Genomic DNA, 17,474 nt, shown 5'->3' on the forward strand with positions numbered 1-17,474 from the left:
GCTGGTCCAAGGCATACAGTGCCGGGCCACCGTGGCTTGTTTTCTTGGAGAGTGAGATGAGCTACACAGCGCCGTTGAAAGATATGTTGTTCGTGATGAATGAACTGGCCGGTCTGGCCGACATCAGCACGATGCCCGCCTGCGAAGATGCAACGCCGGACACCGCCGAGGCGGTGCTTGAGGAAAACGCCAAGTTCTGCGCCAGCGTCGTGGCGCCCTTGAACGGGGGCAGCGACAAGGAGCCGAGCTTCTGGCACGACGGCAATGTGACGACGTCGAAAGGCTTCAAGGAAGCGTTCAAGGCCTTCGCCGAAGCCGGCTGGCAGGGCGTGCAGCATCCGACCGAGTTCGGCGGCCAGGGCTTGCCCAAGCTGCTGGCCACGCCGTGCATCGAGATGCTGAACTCGGCCAGCGTGTCGTTCGCGCTGGTCGCGCTGCTGTCGGACGGCGCCATCGAGGCCCTGCTGACGGCCGGCAGCGACGCGCAGAAAGCCACCTACCTGGCGCCGCTGGTGTCGGGCAAGTGGACCGGCACGATGAATTTGACCGAGCCGCAGGCCGGCTCCGACCTGGCCGCCGTGCGCGCCCGCGCCGTGCCGCAGGACGACGGCACGTATAAAGTGTTCGGCACCAAAATCTTCATCACCTACGGCGAACACGACATGGCCGAGAACATCGTCCACCTGGTGCTGGCGCGCACGCCGGACGCGCCGCCCGGCGTCAAGGGGATTTCCCTGTTCATCGTGCCGAAGTTCCTCGTCAACGCCGACGGCAGCCTGGGCGCGCGCAACGACGCCCACTGCGTGTCGATCGAGCACAAGCTGGGCATCAAGGCCAGCCCGACGGCCGTGTTGCAGTTCGGCGACCACGGCGGCGCCATCGGCACCCTGGTGGGCGAGGAAAACCGCGGCCTCGAATACATGTTCATCATGATGAACGCGGCCCGCTTCGGCGTCGGCATGCAGGGCATCGGCCTGGCCGAGCGCGCCTACCAGCAGGCCGTGGCGTTCGCCAAGGAGCGCGTGCAGTCGCGCGACGTGGCCGGCTCGGCCGGTCCCGTGACCATCATCCACCACCCGGACGTGCGCCGCATGCTGATGTCGATGCGCGCCCAGACCGAGGCGGCGCGCGCGCTGGCCTACGTCGGCGCCGCGCTCAGCGACATCGCCCACCACCATCCGGACGCGGCGCTGCGCGCCGATAGCCTGGCCACCTATGAATACCTGGTGCCGGTCATCAAGGGCTGGGCGACGGAAATGTCGCAGGACGTCACCCGCGACGGCGTGCAGGTGCACGGCGGCATGGGCTTCATCGAGGAAACCGGCGCCGCCCAGCACTACCGCGACGCCAAGATCCTGACGATCTACGAAGGCACGACGGCGATCCAGGCGAACGACTTGGTCGGCCGCAAGACCGTGCGCGACGGCGGCGCCGTGGCCAGGGCCATCCTCGCCCAGGTGCGCGCCACCGAGGCGCAACTGGCCGATATCGGCGGCGCCGATTTCCAGGCCATCGGCCGCCAGTTGGGCGAAGGCAGCGTGGCGCTGGAAGCCGTGGTCGAGTACGTCGTGGCGAACATGAAGACGGATATCAAGGCCGTCTTCGCCGGCAGCGTGCTGTACCTGAAGCTGGCCGGCATCGTGCTGGGCGGCTGGCAGATGGCCCGCGCCGCCATCGTCGCCCGGCAGAAACTCGACGCCGGCGACGGCGACGCGGCCTTCTACGGCGCCAAGATCGCCACCGCGCGCTTCTTCGCCGACCACATCCTGTCGCAGGCGTCCGGCTTGCGCACGGCCATCATCGACGGCAGCGCCGGCGTGCTGGCCTTGCGCGAAGACCAGTTCTAAGCCGCGACAGGGTGCCGGACTCTGCCCCGGCGGGACGCCAGATCCCGCCGGGGGCGTTCCAGATTGGCGCCCGGAGCCGCGGTCTGCGGTTGCCAGCCCTTTCAGCCGCCTGCGAGGACGCCCGAGTGTGGCGGGCTGGCCTCGTTGTGGCCGCCGCGCAAGATATTTAATTAATAGTGATTGTTAATTTAGAATATCAAATATATCATTTTAGTTCTGCCGGGCTGGTCGTATGGCGGTAATCCCTGGCGCGCCGTGCCTGTGGCGGCGCTGGCAGGGTGTCAGGCAGTGGCATTTACATCCGCGTTCAGACTTGAAAGATATGTTATGAAATTCATTCAATATCCACTTTTCATCCTTTCCCTGGCGATACTCCCGGCCGCCCAGGCGGACAGCATCCATGTCCCCGCATTCTCATTGTCCGGCCCTGCGTTGGCGCAGGGGGCTTCCGGCAATAAGGCGGGGCAATTGCTGTCGAATGCGAACGGCGTCACCACCATCGCGGTGACGGGCTGGCAGTCGTCCGCCGGCCATTACACCGAACAGGGCGCCGGCAATTATCGGGATCAATCCAGCTTCAATGTGGCGGTTAATCCCGGGTATCGCATCACGGGCTTTTCATTCACGGGCACTTTTGTCGGTGTTCAAGTCCTGGATGCGAATCCCGGCGTGCCGAACAGTTCCCTTGTCACCCCCGGGGCCGCCGACAATGGCGCCCACGTCGGCATATCGCTGGGGCGTGGCGTGAACGGCGCGGCGTTTGCCGAGCCGTCGCGGCAAATCTCGCAGCTAAATGGCAGTTTCGACTTCGAATTGAGCGTCAAAAATCTCAGTTTGAGCGAGGCGCTTTCCCTGAGCCTGTATGGCGGCGTCGATATGTTTGCCAGGGCGGGCGAATGGGTCATCGAAAATGATGCGGGATCGTTTTATCGCTATTACGATAACTACGCCAGCATGAATATCCTGAATCCGACGCTGACGGTGTATTACGCCCCGGCGCTGGCGGTGCCGGAGCCGGAAAGCTACGCGATGTTGCTGCTCGGCCTGGCGTTCATGGGCATGGCGCGGCGCCGCAAGTCTGTTTGACGCCCCGTCTAGACGCTCAGTCTTGACGTAAAAAACGCCAGCATTCCCATGCTGGCGTTATAGGCTTGCTGCGTCCGCTTAGCGGCGGGCGATGCTGTTGCCGGCGTTCTTGACGCGGTCGCCGACGGCCAGGCCGGGGTCCTGGTCGAAGTTGAAATCGGCCTTCGCGCCGTTCTCATATTGCACGGCGACGGTCCAGATTTTGCTGGCCTTCATTTTCTGCTCGACCTTGTTGCCGGCATAGGCGCCGCCCGCCGCGCCGGCCAGCGTGGCCAAGTCCTTGCCGCGGCCGCCGCCCACCTGATTGCCCAGCAAGGCGCCGGCCACGCCGCCGCCGATCAGGCCCAGGGCGCTGCCTTCGCCGGCTTTTTCCGACACGTTGACCGACAAGACCTTGCCGCAGTCATTGCAGATGGCCGCCTGCGCCGCAGGACGGTCCGCGCCGCCCGCCTTCAGCGCCGCCTTGGCGTTCGCCTGCGCCTTCGTGTACTCGGCCTTGGCGTCGCGCGTGCACTGCATGCGCGCGCTGGAGCTGCTTTCCTCGGCGCACAGCTTCTTGTCGTCGGCGTAGCGCGTCGCGGCGCGCTGGTTGTCGATGGAATACTGCTCTTTCGGCGTCAGCCTGCTTTGCGCGAAGGCCGAGGTCGACAGTAGGGCGGCGACGAGCAGGGTCGGGATGAGTGGACGGCGGATCATGGGATTCTCCAAAGGTTGTCAATTCAACCCGTCCGTAGCGGTGGGCGGGGGGCTCGCGCCTGTGGCGGCGAATTGCTTCAGTATAAATGTATTTTGTGCCTTTGCTATCACTGTTGTTTTCGTGTGCGCGCTCAGCCGTAGGCACCGCCCGTGTACAGCAGGTCGAACAGGCGGGCCAGCGTGGCGATCAGCGTGGCGGCGCCGACCATCAGCGTGGCCACCAGCAGCAGCGCCAGCGGCCAGTTCGACGCCGACTGCTTGCCGGAGCCGGTGTTGCGGGCGGCATCCCATTTGTCGTCGGGCGTCAGGCCCAGCACCAGCGCTTCGAGAAAGCCGACGATGGCCGACAGCGTCAGCGGCAGCACTTTGTAGAACCAGTCCGCCTCGGGCGCCAGTACAGCCACCAGCAGGCTGGCCGGCAGCGCGGCGAGGTGGGCCCAGGCCCAGCGGTCCCGCTTGCCGCCCAGATAGAGGCGGTGCGCGCCCAGCGCGCCCAGCAGAAAGGCCAGCAGGCTGGCGAAGGTTTTGTTTTTATGCGAAGCGGCCATGGTTGTCATAGGGGAGAAGCGGGAAAGCCGCAAGTATCGGTCAAAACCTTGTTGCTGTCATAGCACTTTAAGGTAACAAGACTATTGCGCGCCAAGGCCGCGCAGTTCATAATGTTCGATTAGCCCAAATTACACGCCAGTTATCATTAACGCTTGCTGCCTGGCGGTAAAGCGCGCTATAATTTGCGGCTTTTTCCGCCCAGCACACTTTTTGGAAATATTATGGTCGTTATTCGTTTAGCTCGTGGAGGCGCCAAGAAGCGCCCGTTCTTCAACATCGTTGCAACGGACTCGCGCAATCGCCGCGATGGCCGCTTCATTGAGCGCATCGGTTTTTACAACCCGATGGCATCGGGTGGCGAAGTGCCATTCCGTATCACTGAAGACCGTCTGTCGTACTGGCAAGGCGTTGGCGCACAATTGTCGCCAACCGTCGCTCGCCTGATCGCGTCCGGCAAAGTAGCAGCTTAAGTTAGATCACTGGTTTGACGGTTAAGACTGCATCCGGGGTGAAAGTCCCCGACGATCTGGTACAGGTAGGCTATGTCTCCGGTGCCTATGGCGTTGCCGGCGGTGTCAGGGTCACCCCTTTCTCCGTGGACGCGGATGCCTTGTTGAGCGTCAAAACCTGGTGGTTCGATAAGCCGAACGTGCATGACGTTGACGTCAAGCATGTGAAACTTCACGGCGGCGACGTCGTGGCCCAGTTGGTGGGTGTGGTAGGGCGGGATGCCGCAGAAGCGCTGAAGGGCGCCGCTGTGCAGGTTCCGCGCAGCCATTTCCCGGCACTGTCGGCTGACGAATTTTATTGGTCCGACCTGATCGGACTGACAGTACAGAATTTGCAAGGCGAATGTCTCGGGCAGGTCACCGACATGATGAGCAACGGTCCGCAATCGATTTTGCGTATCGCTCCCGTCGTCGATGCCGGCGCGGACGCCGCCGAGAAGGCGCCTGAGCGCCTGATCCCGTTTGTCGGCCAGTTTGTCATCCATGTGGACAAGACCGGCAAGACCATTACGGTCGACTGGGGTCTGGATTATTAAGCGGCGGCACAGGAAGCGGGCTTGCGATGCAATTTGATGTCGTCACCTTGTTCCCGGAGATGTTTGCCGCCCTGACGCAGTCGGGCGTGACCCGGCGCGCCTTCGAACAACAGAAATGTGGCTTGTCGCTGTGGAATCCGCGCGATTTCACCAGCGATAATCACCGTACCGTCGACGACCGCCCATATGGCGGCGGCCCCGGCATGGTGATGCTGGCCAAGCCGCTGGAGGCGACCCTCGCCGCCGCCCGGCAGCGCCAGACCGATCTGGGACTGGCCGCGCCGCGCGTGGTGTTCATGTCGCCGCAGGGGCGCGCGCTGACGCACGAGCGCGTGATGCAATTGAAGCAGGAGCCGGGTCTGGTGATACTGTGCGGCCGCTACGAAGCGGTCGACCAGCGCCTGATCGAGCGCTGCGTCGACGAGGAAATCAGCCTCGGCGATTTCGTGCTGTCCGGCGGCGAGTTGCCGGCGATGGCCTTGATGGACGCCGTGATACGGCAGTTGCCGGGCGTGCTCAACACGGACGCCTCGGCCGTCGAGGACAGCTTCGTCAACGGTTTGCTCGATTCGCCGCACTACACGCGGCCGGAAACGTACGAGGGCATGGGCGTGCCGCCTGTCTTGATGGGCGGCAACCACGCCGAGATCGAGAAGTGGCGCCGCCAGCGCATGCTCGAAGCGACGGCGCGCAAGCGCCCCGACTTGCTGGCCAAGGCGCGCGGCGCCGGCCTGTTGTCGCGCGCCGACGAACAGTTTTTGTCGGGCTTGTGATTGCTTCACGGGCCCGTGTTGTTGGTAGTACCGCGCGGGCGTCTTGCCCGCATGTTTAACCCCATCCTCTACCGGGCAGGCGCGAGCCTTTAGCGCCGGCAAGATGGTTTCTGGAGTAAGAAAAATGGACTTGATTCAGCAATTAGAGCAGGAAGAAATCGCCCGTCTGGGTAAATCGATCCCTGCGTTCGCCCCTGGCGACACCGTAATCGTCAACGTCAACGTCGTCGAAGGCACCCGCAAGCGCGCCCAGGCATACGAAGGCGTCGTCATCTCCCGTCGTAACCGCGGCCTGAACTCGAACTTCATCGTTCGTAAGATCTCGTCCGGCGAAGGCGTCGAGCGTACGTTCCAATTGTACTCCCCGCTGATCGCTTCGATCGAAGTGAAACGCCGCGGTGACGTGCGCCGCGCCAAGCTGTACTATCTGCGTGAGCGTTCGGGCAAATCGGCGCGTATCAAAGAGAAACTGCCGCAACGTCGCGTTGTGGCGAAAGCAAGCGCTTAATTCTAGCGCCTGTGTCTGGAAGAAGGGGCGCCTGCAGGTGCCCCTTTTTTGTATCTGCCGCAGCGGGAGGAAGCTTGACTACATTGCTGTTCGATCCGCGCCAGTTGGCGGTCGAGTCGATCGCCGGCGAGCGCGCCGTCGCCGCCGAGCGCCTGACGGCGCCGTGGTTGCGCCAGCGCTTCGCCGATCCGCCCGTGTGGCAGCCGGAGGCCGTCGAGGCGCCGCCCGGCGCGACGGCGCCGACGGCGGCCTCGGTGCTGGTGCCGCTGGTGCAGCGCGAGGCCGGCCTGACGATCCTGCTGACGCTGCGCACGGCGCACCTGAGCCAGCACGCCGGCCAGGTCAGCTTTCCCGGCGGGCGCGCCGAGCCGGGCGACGGCTCGGTCGTCGAGACGGCGCTGCGCGAAACGGAGGAGGAGGTCGGCTTGCAGCGGCGCCACGTCGACGTGCTCGGCACCTTGCCCGACTATCTGACCGGCACCGGCTTTCGCGTCACCCCCGTCGTCGCCCTGGTCGCGCCGCCGTTCGCGCTGCGCGCCGACCCGTCCGAGGTGGCCGAGATTTTCGAGGTGCCGCTGGCCTTCCTGATGGACGGCTTGCACCACCAGCGCCTGTCGGCCACCTTCCCGGCCGGCCGCCGCACCTTCTATGCGATGCCGTATGAGCGCTTCTATATCTGGGGCGCCACCGCCGGCATGCTGCGCAATCTGTTCCATTTCCTGCGCGCCTAAGTGCCTTATTGACATTTTAACAAGCAGATGGTAGTTGTAATAAGTTTGATTCCGGCATTACACTGCGCTATCGTAGCGTGCATTACGGCATTGCTGATCTAAAAGGACGTTTGATGACATTTCTTTCCATTCTATGCGCGCTACTGATCGAGCAACTCAAGCCGCTGCGCGCGGACAATCCCATCTATGCCGAAATCAAGAGCCTGGCGATGCGGATGGAAACCTGGTTCAACGCCGGCCACCCGCGCCACGGGCGCATGGGCTGGTTCCTGATGATGGCGATGCTGATGCTGCCGACGGCCCTGGTCTACTGGGTGCTGATCCATTACAAGCTGCCGCTGGTCGCCTTCGCCTGGAACATCCTGATCGTCTACCTGACGCTGGGCTTCCGCCACTACAGCCATTACTTCACCTCGATCCAGCTGGCCCTGAGCGCCGGCGACGAGGCGGCCGCGCGCAGCCTGCTGGCCGAGTGGACCAAGCAAGACACGGTGGGCATGGAAGCCAATGAGATCGCCCGCATCGCCGTGGAAAAATCGCTGATCACGACGCACCGCAACGTCTTCGGCGTGTTCTTCTGGTTCCTGATGCCGCTGGGGCCGGCCTGCGCCGTCATGTACCGCGTCGCCGAATACCTGGCGCGCGCCTGGAACGAGCCCGAGCACATGCGCAACGAGGCTTTCGGCGAATTCGCCGCCCGCGCCTTTTACTGGATAGACTGGATTCCCGCGCGCCTGACGGCCGTCGCCTTCGCCGTCGTCGGCAATTTCGAGGACGCCATCTACGCCTGGCGCAATTTCGCCGACCGCTGGCAGGACGAGGCCATCGGCATCATCCTGTCGGCCGGCGGCGGCGCCATGGGCGTGCGCCTGGGCACGCCGCAGGAAAACGCGGCCAAGGTCTTGCCGGCCGACGCAGCCACCGTCGACAGCAGCGACAGCGAGGGCGAGAGCCTGCCCGGCGACGAGCCCAGCGTGCGCGCCCTGCAAAGCACGGTGGGCCTGGTCTGGCGCGCGCTGTTGCTGTGGATGTTGTTGCTGTTGTTGCTGTCCGGCGCGGTCTGGCTCGGCTAAACGGGCGCGAACGGCGCCACGGGACTACAATGCTGTTGTAACGCGGCTGGATAAGCAGGTCTTCTATAAGATATAATACTCAGGTATTGCAAGACCAGCTTCACCCGCCCGGCCCAGCTGCCGGGGTTATTCACGCATTCTTGTCCCACCGTCTATGGCCGACTCAGCACACACCAACAGAGAACTTGCCAGCGAGTTCTTCATTCTTGGCGTCACCAGCGATGGCAAACAATTCCGTCCCAGCGACTGGGCCGAACGCCTGTGCGGCGTGATGTCCTGCTTCAATCCCGAAGCGGGGCCGAATGCGCACCTGCAGTTCTCGCCCTACGTGCGGCCGACCATCGTCAACGGCATGAAGTCCGTCGTCGTCAACGCCAAGCTGAAACAACTCGAACCGATGGCCTTCCACTTTGTCGTCGAGTTCGCCAAGGACAATGACCTGCAAGTGGTCGACGCCTGCTTCCTGCCCTATCCGGACGAGCGCCCCTGAGGCGGCGCGGCCCCGCCGCGCCGTTTGAGCCAGATCAAGGCCGCCGCACGCCGCCGGCGTAGCGTGGTGCTGCAGCGCGCGCGCCGCGCGCGCCGGACCGGAAATCAGGGGGCGCCATGCGTATCGGGGATATCTGTACTGTGCAAACCGTGCACTGCAAACGCGACATGACGGTGCAGGAGGCGGCGCTGCTGATGCGCACCCACCACGTCGGCGACCTCGTCGTCGTCGAGCAGCCGAACGGCGAGCAGGTTCCCGTCGGCATCATCACCGACCGCGACATCGTCGTTTCCGTCATCGCCCTCGGCCTCGACCCGGCCAGCCTGCTCGTCGGCGACATCATGACGGAGGAGTTGATGACGGCCACCGAGGACGAGGACGTCTACGAAACCATCGAACGCATGCGCTTCAAGAGCATCCGCCGCCTGCCGGTGGTCAACAGCATGGGCGGTTTGAGCGGCATCGTCAGCGTCGACGACCTGCTCGAATTCCTCGCCGAGGAAATGGGCGAGTTGTCGCGCATCAGCTCCGGCCAGCTGGCCCACGAGAAGCAGGCGCGCCAGTAGGCGGCCGTCTCAGGTGGTGCTGAGCTCGGCGACGAAGTCGTACATATCGCCGCGGAAGTAGGAGCGGCAAAACTCCACGGCGCGGCCGTCGCGCACAAAACCCAGGCGCTCGACCGACAGGCCGGCGTCGCCCTCCCTGGCCTGCAGCAGGGTCGCCTGCTCGGCGTTCAGTAGCAGCGCGCTCAGGCGCTGCAGCGCCCGCACCGGGCGGTTGCCGGCCCGCTCCAATGCATCGTACATCGACACCTCGACGGCTTCCAGCGACGGCAGGCAGGCCGCGACGATGGTCGCGTATTCCAGGCACATGGGAATCTCGTCGGCGTAACGGATGCGGTGGAAGCGGTACACCGGCGCGCCCGGGCTGAGTCGCAGGCGCAGCGCCTCCTCCGGCGTCACCGTGCCGGCCGAGCGTTTCAGCCAGACGCTGCGCGGCGTGCGCCCGCGCGCCCGCATGTCCTCGGAGAACGAGGTCAGCTTGGCGAAATTCTTTTCGATCCGCGTGTTGATGAAATTGCCCGAGCCGGGCCGGCGCACCAGCAAGCCTTCGCTGACGAGGCCGTCGATGGCCTTGCGCACCGTGATGCGCGACACGGCCAGGTCCGCCGCCAACTGGCGTTCCGCCGGCAGCGCCTCGTCCGGGCCGAGGATGCGCTTGTCGATTGCCTCGCGCAGCGCGCGCTGCAATTGCTGGTAGAGGGGCAGGCTGCTGCCTTGCCCCAGGCTTTGCATGATGTGTGCCAGGGATGTCATGCCGTCTCCGTTGCGGCGCGTCCGTGCGCGCCTGCTATATGTATAGGGAATGCGTCGCTGGATAATACCAAAAAAGACCGTCGCAAGACCAATTCCACGGGTTTTATCTATCGCGTGCGCCCTGTCTCGTTTGCCGCGCCACGGGCGGGGGAAAGTGGTCTGTATGTTTGCAGCAACGATATGAAAAAAATATTCTAACTGGTAGTATTCTGGTATTGGATAGGAGTATATTGGCGTTGAATTGGTTTTGTAGTGGTTGGAATGAAGGATCTGCAGCCCGTCGTGGAGGCGGCGGGCTGGTAAGAAGATCCATGTTAAAAATGAAATGGTTTCGTCCGAAGCCGACATCTAGGGGGAGTACATGAAACGCAATTTGACACCTGGCAACGCCGCGTTCACTGCGGCATCGCGCAATTTGACACCGATCGCCACCGCCGTCGCGATCCTCATCGCCGGCGCCGGCTTCGCCCAAGCGCAGGAAGCGGTACAGCCGACGGCCGTGGTCACCGTCTCGGGCGTGCGCGCCGCGCTGGAGCAGTCGCTGAAACAAAAACGCAACGCCGACTCCGTCGTCGAAGTGGTGACGGCCGAGGACATCGGAAAGATGCCCGACCGTAACGTGGCCGACGCGATCCAGCGCCTGCCAGGTGTGAATACGCAATCGTCGGCCGGCGGCGAGGGCGGCTTCGGCGAAAACGACCGCGTCAGTCTGCGCGGCACCAGCCCCAGCCTGCAGCAAACCCTGTTCAACGGCCACGCCATCAGCACCGGCGACTGGTTCGTGCTGAACCAGTTCGGCGGCAACGTCGGCCGCAGCAGCAGCTTCTCGCTGCTGCCGTCCGAGCTGGTCAGCTCCGTCGTCGTCAAGAAGAGCGCCACGGCCGACCTGGTCGAGGGCGGCGTGTCCGGCGCCATCGACGTGATCACCCGCCGTCCGCTGGAATTCAAGAAGCCGATCACGGTCGAGGGATCGATCCAGGCCGTCTACAACGACCTGGCGAAAAAAACCGAGCCGCAATTCTCCGCCATGGTCAACTGGAAGAACGACAGCAACACGCTGGGCGTGATGGTGCAGGGCTTCTCGCAAAAAACCTCGGTGCGCCGCGACGGCCAGGAAATACTCGGCTATACGACCATCCAGCCGACGAGTGCCGCGGCCCAGAAAGACCCCTCGCTGGCCGGCGTGACGCTGCCGATCTTCATCGGCTCCACCCTGTTCGAGCAAAAGAAAACCCGCGAAGGCGGCGCCTTCGATATCGAGTTCAAGGCGAGCAAGGATTTGACGCTGGATGTGAACGGTTTCTACTCGGAACTGAAGGCGCCGCATCAAAACACCAATGTGCTGGCCGCGCCGGGCAATACCATCAACCGTGACGGCGGCGTGCCCCTGCCCGGCTATGTGGTGCGCAACGGCACCCTGGTCAAGGCCAGTTTCGCCAGCAACTCCGGCGAAGTGGACAATATCTACCGCCCCGACGCCGGCGGCAAAGCGTACTACCTCGATTTCAACTTCAAGTACCGCGCCACGCCCGACCTGTTCTTCACGGGCAAGGTCGGCAAGACCCACGGCGTCGGTTACGACCGCAAGGATGTCTATTACCAGAACAACCTCAACGGCGGCATGAGTTACGCCTTGAATGGCATGAGCCCGGCGACCGTGGCCTTCCCGGGCGGCACGCCCGAGAAGCCGTTCACGACGGCCTGGGCCGGCGGCGGCGAGGCGCAATCCGTTGACAAGGAACAGTACGCCCAGGCCGATGGCGAGCTGCGCGTCGGCAAGGGCATCCTCGACGGCGTCAAGTTCGGCGCCCGTGTAACCGACCACAAGCGCAGCGCCGAGCATCCGCTGGAAATGGGCCTGGGCCCCTTGGGGAAAACGAATCCTGGGCCGGTCTGGAACGGCACCATGTATCCAGGCAATTTCGGCAGCAACCTGGGCGGCAATTTGCCGCACAACTTCTTCCTCTACGACGGCGCCGCGCTGGCCGCCTGGGCCGCCATTCCCGGCAACCGCCGGACCGACGCAGTGGCCCGGCACAATTGGAAGGATGAATTCAAGCTGCAAGAGAAGACCAGCGCCATCTATGGCATGGCCAATCTGGCGGGCGAGGGTTGGAGCGGCAATGCCGGCCTGCGCGCCGTGCGCACCAAGCAGACCTCGACGGTGAACGAGGCCAACGGCCCGAACGTCGGTTCCGATTTCGGCAGCTACAAGACGGTCGTCTACGAGCGCACCTATACTGACTACCTGCCTAGCGCCAACGTCAAGTTCGACTTGCGCGACGACCTCGTCGTGCGTGCCGCGCTTGCCAAAACGGTGGCCCGTCCCGATTACAGCGCCTTGGGTGGCGCCGTGTCGCTGAACGACGACGCATTGAGCGGCACCAAGGGCAACGTCTACCTGAACCCGGTCCGTTCCAACAACGCCGAAGCGAGCATCGAGTGGTATTTCGCGCCGAAATCGGCCGTTTCGATGGGCTTGTTCTATATGGACTTGACGTCGGTGGTGGCGCAGCGCGGCATCACGTCGACCTACCTCAACAGCAAGACGGGCAAAGAGGCTTCCTACGGCATTACCGAGTCGTACAACACCAAGGGCAAGAACAAGGGTGTCGAGCTGAGCTATCAGCAACCGCTGTTCAACAACTTTGGCGTGCTGCTCAACTACACTTACGCCAACGGTAAGCTGAACGACGGCGGCGAGTTGTTGAACGCCTCGAAGGACACCTACAATGTGACCGCCTTCTATGAGGACAGCCGCTTCAGCGGGCGTCTGGCCTACAACTACCGTTCGGCCTACAAGGCCGGCGTCGACCGCAGCGCCAGCCAGCACGTCGAGGGCAGCGGCGGCCTGGCCGGCTCCTTGAACTACAAGATCAACGAGAATTTCACGATCACCTTCGACGCCCTGAACTTGACCAACACCACCATTAAAATGTACGCGGACAATAAGGACCAGCCGCGGGCGTTTTACTCGAACGGCCGGACGTTCTACCTCGGCCTGCGCGGCAAGATGTAATCGCACGGGCCGGCGCGCGCGCGGGGGTGCGGGCGCCGGTTCAGATTACTGTTTTGTCAGGCAAGTCCCTTCGCGGGGGCTTGCCTTTTTTTTTGTGCGCCAGCGTTGGCAATGCTGCAAAAAAATACATTGATTGGTAGTTGTTTGGTATCAAACAAGCGTATATTTACCTTGAATTGGTTTTGTATTGGTCTAGTAATTCGGCGCCTGCGCCCATCTCCGGCTTGCGTCGCCAGTCTTTGTTGCTTTGCTGTTTAGTTCGGCGGATCCGTCACCGGAGCCGCCATTTTTGATCCGCCCGGCGCTGCGCCGGCCGCGCGGCGCTGTTGGGTTTTTATTTCAACATTCCAAGCCCTGCCGTATCAAAGGGCGATCATGAGGGGACAAAATGAACAGTACATTGACAGCCACTGCGGCGCTGGCTTGGCTGGCCGCGGCGGCCAGCCCCGGCGCGCAGGCGCAGCAGGCGGCCGCCGGCGCGATCCAGGAAGTGGTGGTGACGGGCATCCGCGCCTCGCTGCAACAGTCGCTCAACCAGAAGCGCAACAGCGATTCCGTGGTCGACGTCGTCACGGCCGAGGACATCGGCAAGCTGCCCGACAAGAACGTCGCCGACGCCGTCCAGCGCGTGCCGGGCGTGAATATTTCCTCGGCCTCCGGCGGCGACGGCGGGTTTTCCGAAAACGACCGCGTCAGCATACGCGGCACCAGCCCCAGCCTGACCCAGACGCTGATCAACGGCCACGCCGTCGGCACCGGCGACTGGTTCGTCAGCGACCAGGTCGGCACGGTCGGGCGCAGCGTCAGTTTCGCGCTGCTGCCGGCCGAGATCGTCAGCCGCGTGACGGTGCAAAAAAGCGCCCAGGCCGATCAGGTCGAGGGCGGCGTGGCCGGCGCCGTCAACATCGAGACGCGCAAGCCGCTCGCCTTCAAGCAGGCGCTGACGGCCGAACTCGCGCTGCAAGCCATTTACGCCGATTTGCCGGGGCGCACGGACCCCCAGATCAGCGGCCTGGTCAACTGGAAGAACGAGGCCAATTCCCTGGGCGTGCTGCTGCAACTGTTTTCCCAGACGCGCCACGAGCGCCGCGATGGCCAGGAATTCTTCGGCTACACGCCGATCGCCGCGGGCAGCCCGGCCGCGCTGGCCTACCCCGAGCTGGCCGGCGTGCTGGCGCCGCAGGGCGTGAACGCGGCGCTGTTCGAGCAGACGCGCAAGCGCCGCGGCGGCAGCATCGACGTCCAGCTCAAGCCGAACGCCGACCTGATGCTCGACATCAACGGTTTCATCTCGAAGCTGGACGCCGCCAATTACAACCGCAGCTTCTACAGCCAGCCGGCGGCCAACCTGAACGCCGTCGACGCGGCCGGCAAGCAGGTCGGCAGCGTGCCGTCCCAGTACCTGGTGAGGAACAACACGCTGGTGTCGGCCGTGTTCCCGGCCGCGCCCGCCGGCGCCGCCTACAACGCCCAGCTGGCGCCGGCGCTGGTGGACCAGATCTACCGGCCCGGTTCGAGCTCGTCGACCGCCTATGTCGACGTCAACGGCAGTTACCGCGCCAACGAGCGCCTGCGTTTGTCTGGCAGCGCCGGGTATACGCGCGGCATCGGCGAAACCCCGGTCGACCTCGGTTACTCGGCGGCCCTGGGCGGCACCGGCGTGTCCTACCAGATGAACGGCCTGTCGCCGGCGCGGCTGAGCTTTCCCGGCCTGGACGTGAGCAAATTCGGCAACGCCGTCTCGGCCGCCGGCTGGGGCTCGAACGTGAAGACGCTGGACACGGAGCGCTACGCCCAGGCCGACGCCGAACTCAGCATCGGCAACGGCATCTGGGAGTTGGCCAAGGCCGGCCTGCGCTACGCCGCCCACCACCGCAACGTCGCGTGGCCGGAAAACCGCAGTTGCCCGCGCTGCGACGGCAGCGCTGCGGCGCCGCTGCCGGTGTGGGACGGCAGCACCTATCCCGCGAATTACGGCAGCAGCCTCGGCGGCGGCCCCCTGGGCCGCTACTGGCAGCTGAGCCCGGCCGCAGTGCTGGCCTGGGCCAATCAGTACGATAACTCCGGCGGGCCGAATTCGCGCAACTGGCCGGCCGAGCTGGACGTCAGGGAAAAGAACATGGCCGCCTATGCGATGGTCAACCTGGCCGGCGAGCAGTGGCGCGGCAATGTCGGCGTGCGCGTCGTGCGCACCCGCCAGACGACGCTGACGAATGTGCCGGGCGGGCCGCATCCCATCGGCCAGAACAACGTCGTCGGCCCGTACACGCCGACCGTGGCCGAGCACAGTTACACGGACGTGCTGCCCAGCGCCAACTTCAAATTCGACCTGAGCAAGACCCTGGTGGCGCGCGTCGCCGTCGCCAAGACGATGGCGCGGGCCGATTACAGCGCGCTGGTGGGGGCCGTCAATCTGAACGACCAGGTGCTGACCGGCTCGGGCGGCAATCCGGACTTGAAGCCGGTCCGCTCGACCAACTACGACGCCACGCTGGAGTGGTATTTCGCGCCGAAAGCCCTGCTGTCGGTCGGCGCCTTCTATATGGACATGAAGTCGTATGTGACCTTCGGCACGGCGTCCGTGGTCTACTACAACAACACCTTCAAGAAGTCCAATACCTACGCGATCCAGTCGCCGACGAATATCGCCGCCAAGAACAAGGGCGTCGAATTGGGTTACCAGCAGGGCTTGTGGGGCGGCTTCGGCGTCGTCGGCAACTACACCTACACGGACGGCAAGGCGGCCGACGGTTCGCCGGTCGTCGGCAGCTCGAAGTCGACCTATAACGCGGAAGCCTATTACGAGGACGAACGCTTCAGCGCGCGGCTGGCCTACACCTACCGTTCGAGCTTTTTGACGGGGCTGTTCAGCAGTTCGCCGCAGCACGTGAACGGGGTCGGCAATCTGGCCGCTTCGCTCAATTACAAGATCAACGAGCGCTTTTCGCTGACCTTCGACGCGCTGAACTTGAACAACGCCGTGCTGAAATCCTACGGCGCCAGCCGCGACCAGCCGATCGCCCTGTACGCCAACGGCCGCCAGTATTATTTCGGCTTGCGCGCCAAGCTGTAGCATGCGCCGCCGTCGCCAAGCCGGGCCGCGACGGCAGCCATTTTTTCAAGATTGCATACGATGAATTCTATTGTTGAACAAACGGGCGCGGCCCCCCGCGCCGCCGATGCAAGGGCGCCGGCCGCCCGGCGTTATCTGTCGCTCGACGTCTTGCGCGGCTTGACCGTCACCTTGATGATCATCGTCAACACGCCGGGCAGTGAAACGGGCAGTTATGCGCCGCTGCTGCACGCGCTCTGGCACGGCTTCACGCCGACGGACTGGGTCTTCCCCACCTTCCTGTTTGTGGTCGGCAACGCGCTCAGCTTCGCCTTGCCGAAATACGCGGCGCTGGGCGACGCCGCCGTCTGCGCCAGGATAGGGCGGCGCGCGGCGACCATTTTCGCGCTCGGTTTCCTGCTGTACTGGTTCCCGTTCTTCAAACCCGACGCCGCCGGCGCCTGGGCGCTGGCGCCGCTGGCGTCGACGCGGATTCCCGGCGTGCTGCAGCGCATCGCGCTGTGCTTCGCGCTGGCGGCGCTGATTTTGCATTTCTGGAAGGCCCGTGGCGCCTGGCTTTTTTGCGCGCTGGCGCTGCTGGGCCACTGGTTTGCCCTGGCCCAGTTCGGCGACTACACGCTGGCCGGCAATGCCGGCCTGAAGCTGGACTTGTGGCTGCTCGGCGAGCGCCACTTGTACCATGGCGAGGGCATCGCCTTCGACCCGGAAGGCGTGCTCGGCACCTTGCCCGCCACCGTCAACGTCATTGCCGGCTACTTCGCCGGCCGCTTGATCCAGGCGCGCGGTCCGGCTTACGCCAGCATCGTCCGCTTGCTGTTGGCCGGCCTCGCCTGCATTGCGCTGGGCCTGTGCTGGAGCAGCGTTTTACCGATCAACAAGAAGCTGTGGACCGGTTCGTATGTCTTGTACACGGTCGGCCTGGACCTGCTGGTGTTGCCGCTGCTGATATTCGTGATCGAACTGAGGAAGCTGACGCGCTGGACGTATTTCTTCGAGGTCTTCGGCAAGAATACCCTGTTCATCTACCTGCTCTCCGAAGTCGCCGTCGTCATCCTGTTCACCGTGCGGGTGGAGGGGCAGAGCGGCTATGCCTACTTGTACGGCAAGGTGTTCCAGGGTTTGGCCAGTCCGGCCAACAGCTCGCTGCTGTTCGCCGTCGCCTTCATGCTGGCGTGCTGGCTGGTGGCGTATGCGCTGGACCGCGCCAGAATATATATCAAGGTCTAGTGCTTTGCAGCGCGCTTGCGCCAAACGGCAACGGCGCGCCA

16 protein-coding genes are annotated in these 17,474 nt (G+C 64.0%); 13 read left to right on the forward strand and 3 right to left on the reverse strand.

Annotated features, from left to right (window positions below; all coding sequences use genetic code 11):
- The first annotated feature begins 56 nt into the window (after positions 1-56).
- Both OIK44_RS07355 and OIK44_RS07360 read left to right on the forward strand, forming a co-directional pair.
- The gene (locus OIK44_RS07355; RefSeq protein ID WP_273670075.1) at positions 57-1,847 is read left to right on the forward strand and encodes an acyl-CoA dehydrogenase; all 1,791 of its coding nucleotides are present in this window, start codon (positions 57-59) and stop codon (positions 1,845-1,847) included.
- Between the two features lie 327 nt (positions 1,848-2,174).
- Positions 2,175-2,933, forward strand: coding sequence for a PEP-CTERM sorting domain-containing protein (locus tag OIK44_RS07360; protein WP_273670076.1), 759 nt, complete (start codon positions 2,175-2,177; stop codon positions 2,931-2,933).
- 78 nt (positions 2,934-3,011) lie between these two features.
- Here the strand turns inward: OIK44_RS07360 and OIK44_RS07365 are convergent, their stop codons facing one another.
- Positions 3,012-3,629: a glycine zipper 2TM domain-containing protein gene (locus OIK44_RS07365; RefSeq protein WP_273670077.1), complete on the reverse strand. Its 618-nt coding sequence runs from the start codon at positions 3,627-3,629 to the stop codon at positions 3,012-3,014.
- Positions 3,630-3,760: 131 nt separating this feature from the next.
- Entirely contained in the window at positions 3,761-4,177 is a 417-nt protein-coding gene (locus OIK44_RS07370; RefSeq protein ID WP_273670078.1) for an NINE protein, read from the reverse strand.
- Between the two features lie 222 nt (positions 4,178-4,399).
- Here OIK44_RS07370 and rpsP point away from each other — a divergent pair, with 222 nt between their 5' ends.
- From rpsP to OIK44_RS07410, 8 genes are all read left to right on the forward strand, one after another.
- Positions 4,400-4,648: a 30S ribosomal protein S16 gene (gene rpsP, locus OIK44_RS07375; protein WP_273670079.1), complete on the forward strand. Its 249-nt coding sequence runs from the start codon at positions 4,400-4,402 to the stop codon at positions 4,646-4,648.
- 38 nt (positions 4,649-4,686) lie between these two features.
- A complete protein-coding gene (gene rimM / locus OIK44_RS07380; RefSeq protein WP_273670080.1) occupies positions 4,687-5,223 on the forward strand; it encodes a ribosome maturation factor RimM in 537 nt (178 codons plus the stop codon).
- Positions 5,224-5,249: 26 nt separating this feature from the next.
- Positions 5,250-5,996, forward strand: coding sequence for a tRNA (guanosine(37)-N1)-methyltransferase TrmD (gene trmD, locus OIK44_RS07385; RefSeq protein ID WP_273670081.1), 747 nt, complete (start codon positions 5,250-5,252; stop codon positions 5,994-5,996).
- Between the two features lie 124 nt (positions 5,997-6,120).
- Positions 6,121-6,504 (forward strand): 50S ribosomal protein L19, encoded by a 384-nt coding sequence (gene rplS / locus OIK44_RS07390; RefSeq protein WP_273670082.1) that lies wholly within the window; start codon positions 6,121-6,123, stop codon positions 6,502-6,504.
- A gap of 74 nt (positions 6,505-6,578) precedes the next feature.
- Positions 6,579-7,235 carry a CoA pyrophosphatase gene (locus OIK44_RS07395; protein WP_273670083.1) on the forward strand — a complete coding sequence of 219 codons (657 nt, stop codon included), beginning with the start codon at positions 6,579-6,581 and terminating at the stop codon, positions 7,233-7,235.
- A gap of 113 nt (positions 7,236-7,348) precedes the next feature.
- On the forward strand, positions 7,349-8,308 hold the full coding sequence (locus OIK44_RS07400) for a CobD/CbiB family protein (protein ID WP_273670084.1): 960 nt from the start codon (positions 7,349-7,351) through the stop codon (positions 8,306-8,308).
- 154 nt (positions 8,309-8,462) lie between these two features.
- The gene (locus OIK44_RS07405) at positions 8,463-8,798 is read left to right on the forward strand and encodes a DUF3579 domain-containing protein (protein WP_273670085.1); all 336 of its coding nucleotides are present in this window, start codon (positions 8,463-8,465) and stop codon (positions 8,796-8,798) included.
- A gap of 116 nt (positions 8,799-8,914) precedes the next feature.
- Positions 8,915-9,364 (forward strand): CBS domain-containing protein, encoded by a 450-nt coding sequence (locus OIK44_RS07410; RefSeq protein WP_273670086.1) that lies wholly within the window; start codon positions 8,915-8,917, stop codon positions 9,362-9,364.
- A gap of 9 nt (positions 9,365-9,373) precedes the next feature.
- Here OIK44_RS07410 and OIK44_RS07415 read toward each other — a convergent pair whose 3' ends face one another.
- Positions 9,374-10,114, reverse strand: coding sequence for a GntR family transcriptional regulator (locus tag OIK44_RS07415; protein WP_337587194.1), 741 nt, complete (start codon positions 10,112-10,114; stop codon positions 9,374-9,376).
- Between the two features lie 361 nt (positions 10,115-10,475).
- Here OIK44_RS07415 and OIK44_RS07420 point away from each other — a divergent pair, with 361 nt between their 5' ends.
- The 3 genes from OIK44_RS07420 (at position 10,476) to OIK44_RS07430 (ending at position 17,433) form a co-directional block, all read left to right on the forward strand.
- A complete protein-coding gene (locus OIK44_RS07420; RefSeq protein ID WP_273670088.1) occupies positions 10,476-13,133 on the forward strand; it encodes a TonB-dependent receptor in 2,658 nt (885 codons plus the stop codon).
- Between the two features lie 400 nt (positions 13,134-13,533).
- Positions 13,534-16,206: a TonB-dependent receptor gene (locus OIK44_RS07425; RefSeq protein ID WP_273670089.1), complete on the forward strand. Its 2,673-nt coding sequence runs from the start codon at positions 13,534-13,536 to the stop codon at positions 16,204-16,206.
- Positions 16,207-16,266: 60 nt separating this feature from the next.
- On the forward strand, positions 16,267-17,433 hold the full coding sequence (locus tag OIK44_RS07430; protein WP_273670090.1) for an acyltransferase family protein: 1,167 nt from the start codon (positions 16,267-16,269) through the stop codon (positions 17,431-17,433).
- The last annotated feature ends 41 nt before the right edge of the window (positions 17,434-17,474 follow it).

It is taken from the genome of Janthinobacterium fluminis, from assembly GCF_028595325.1.
Taxonomy (GTDB): Bacteria; Pseudomonadota; Gammaproteobacteria; order Burkholderiales; family Burkholderiaceae_D; genus Janthinobacterium; species Janthinobacterium fluminis.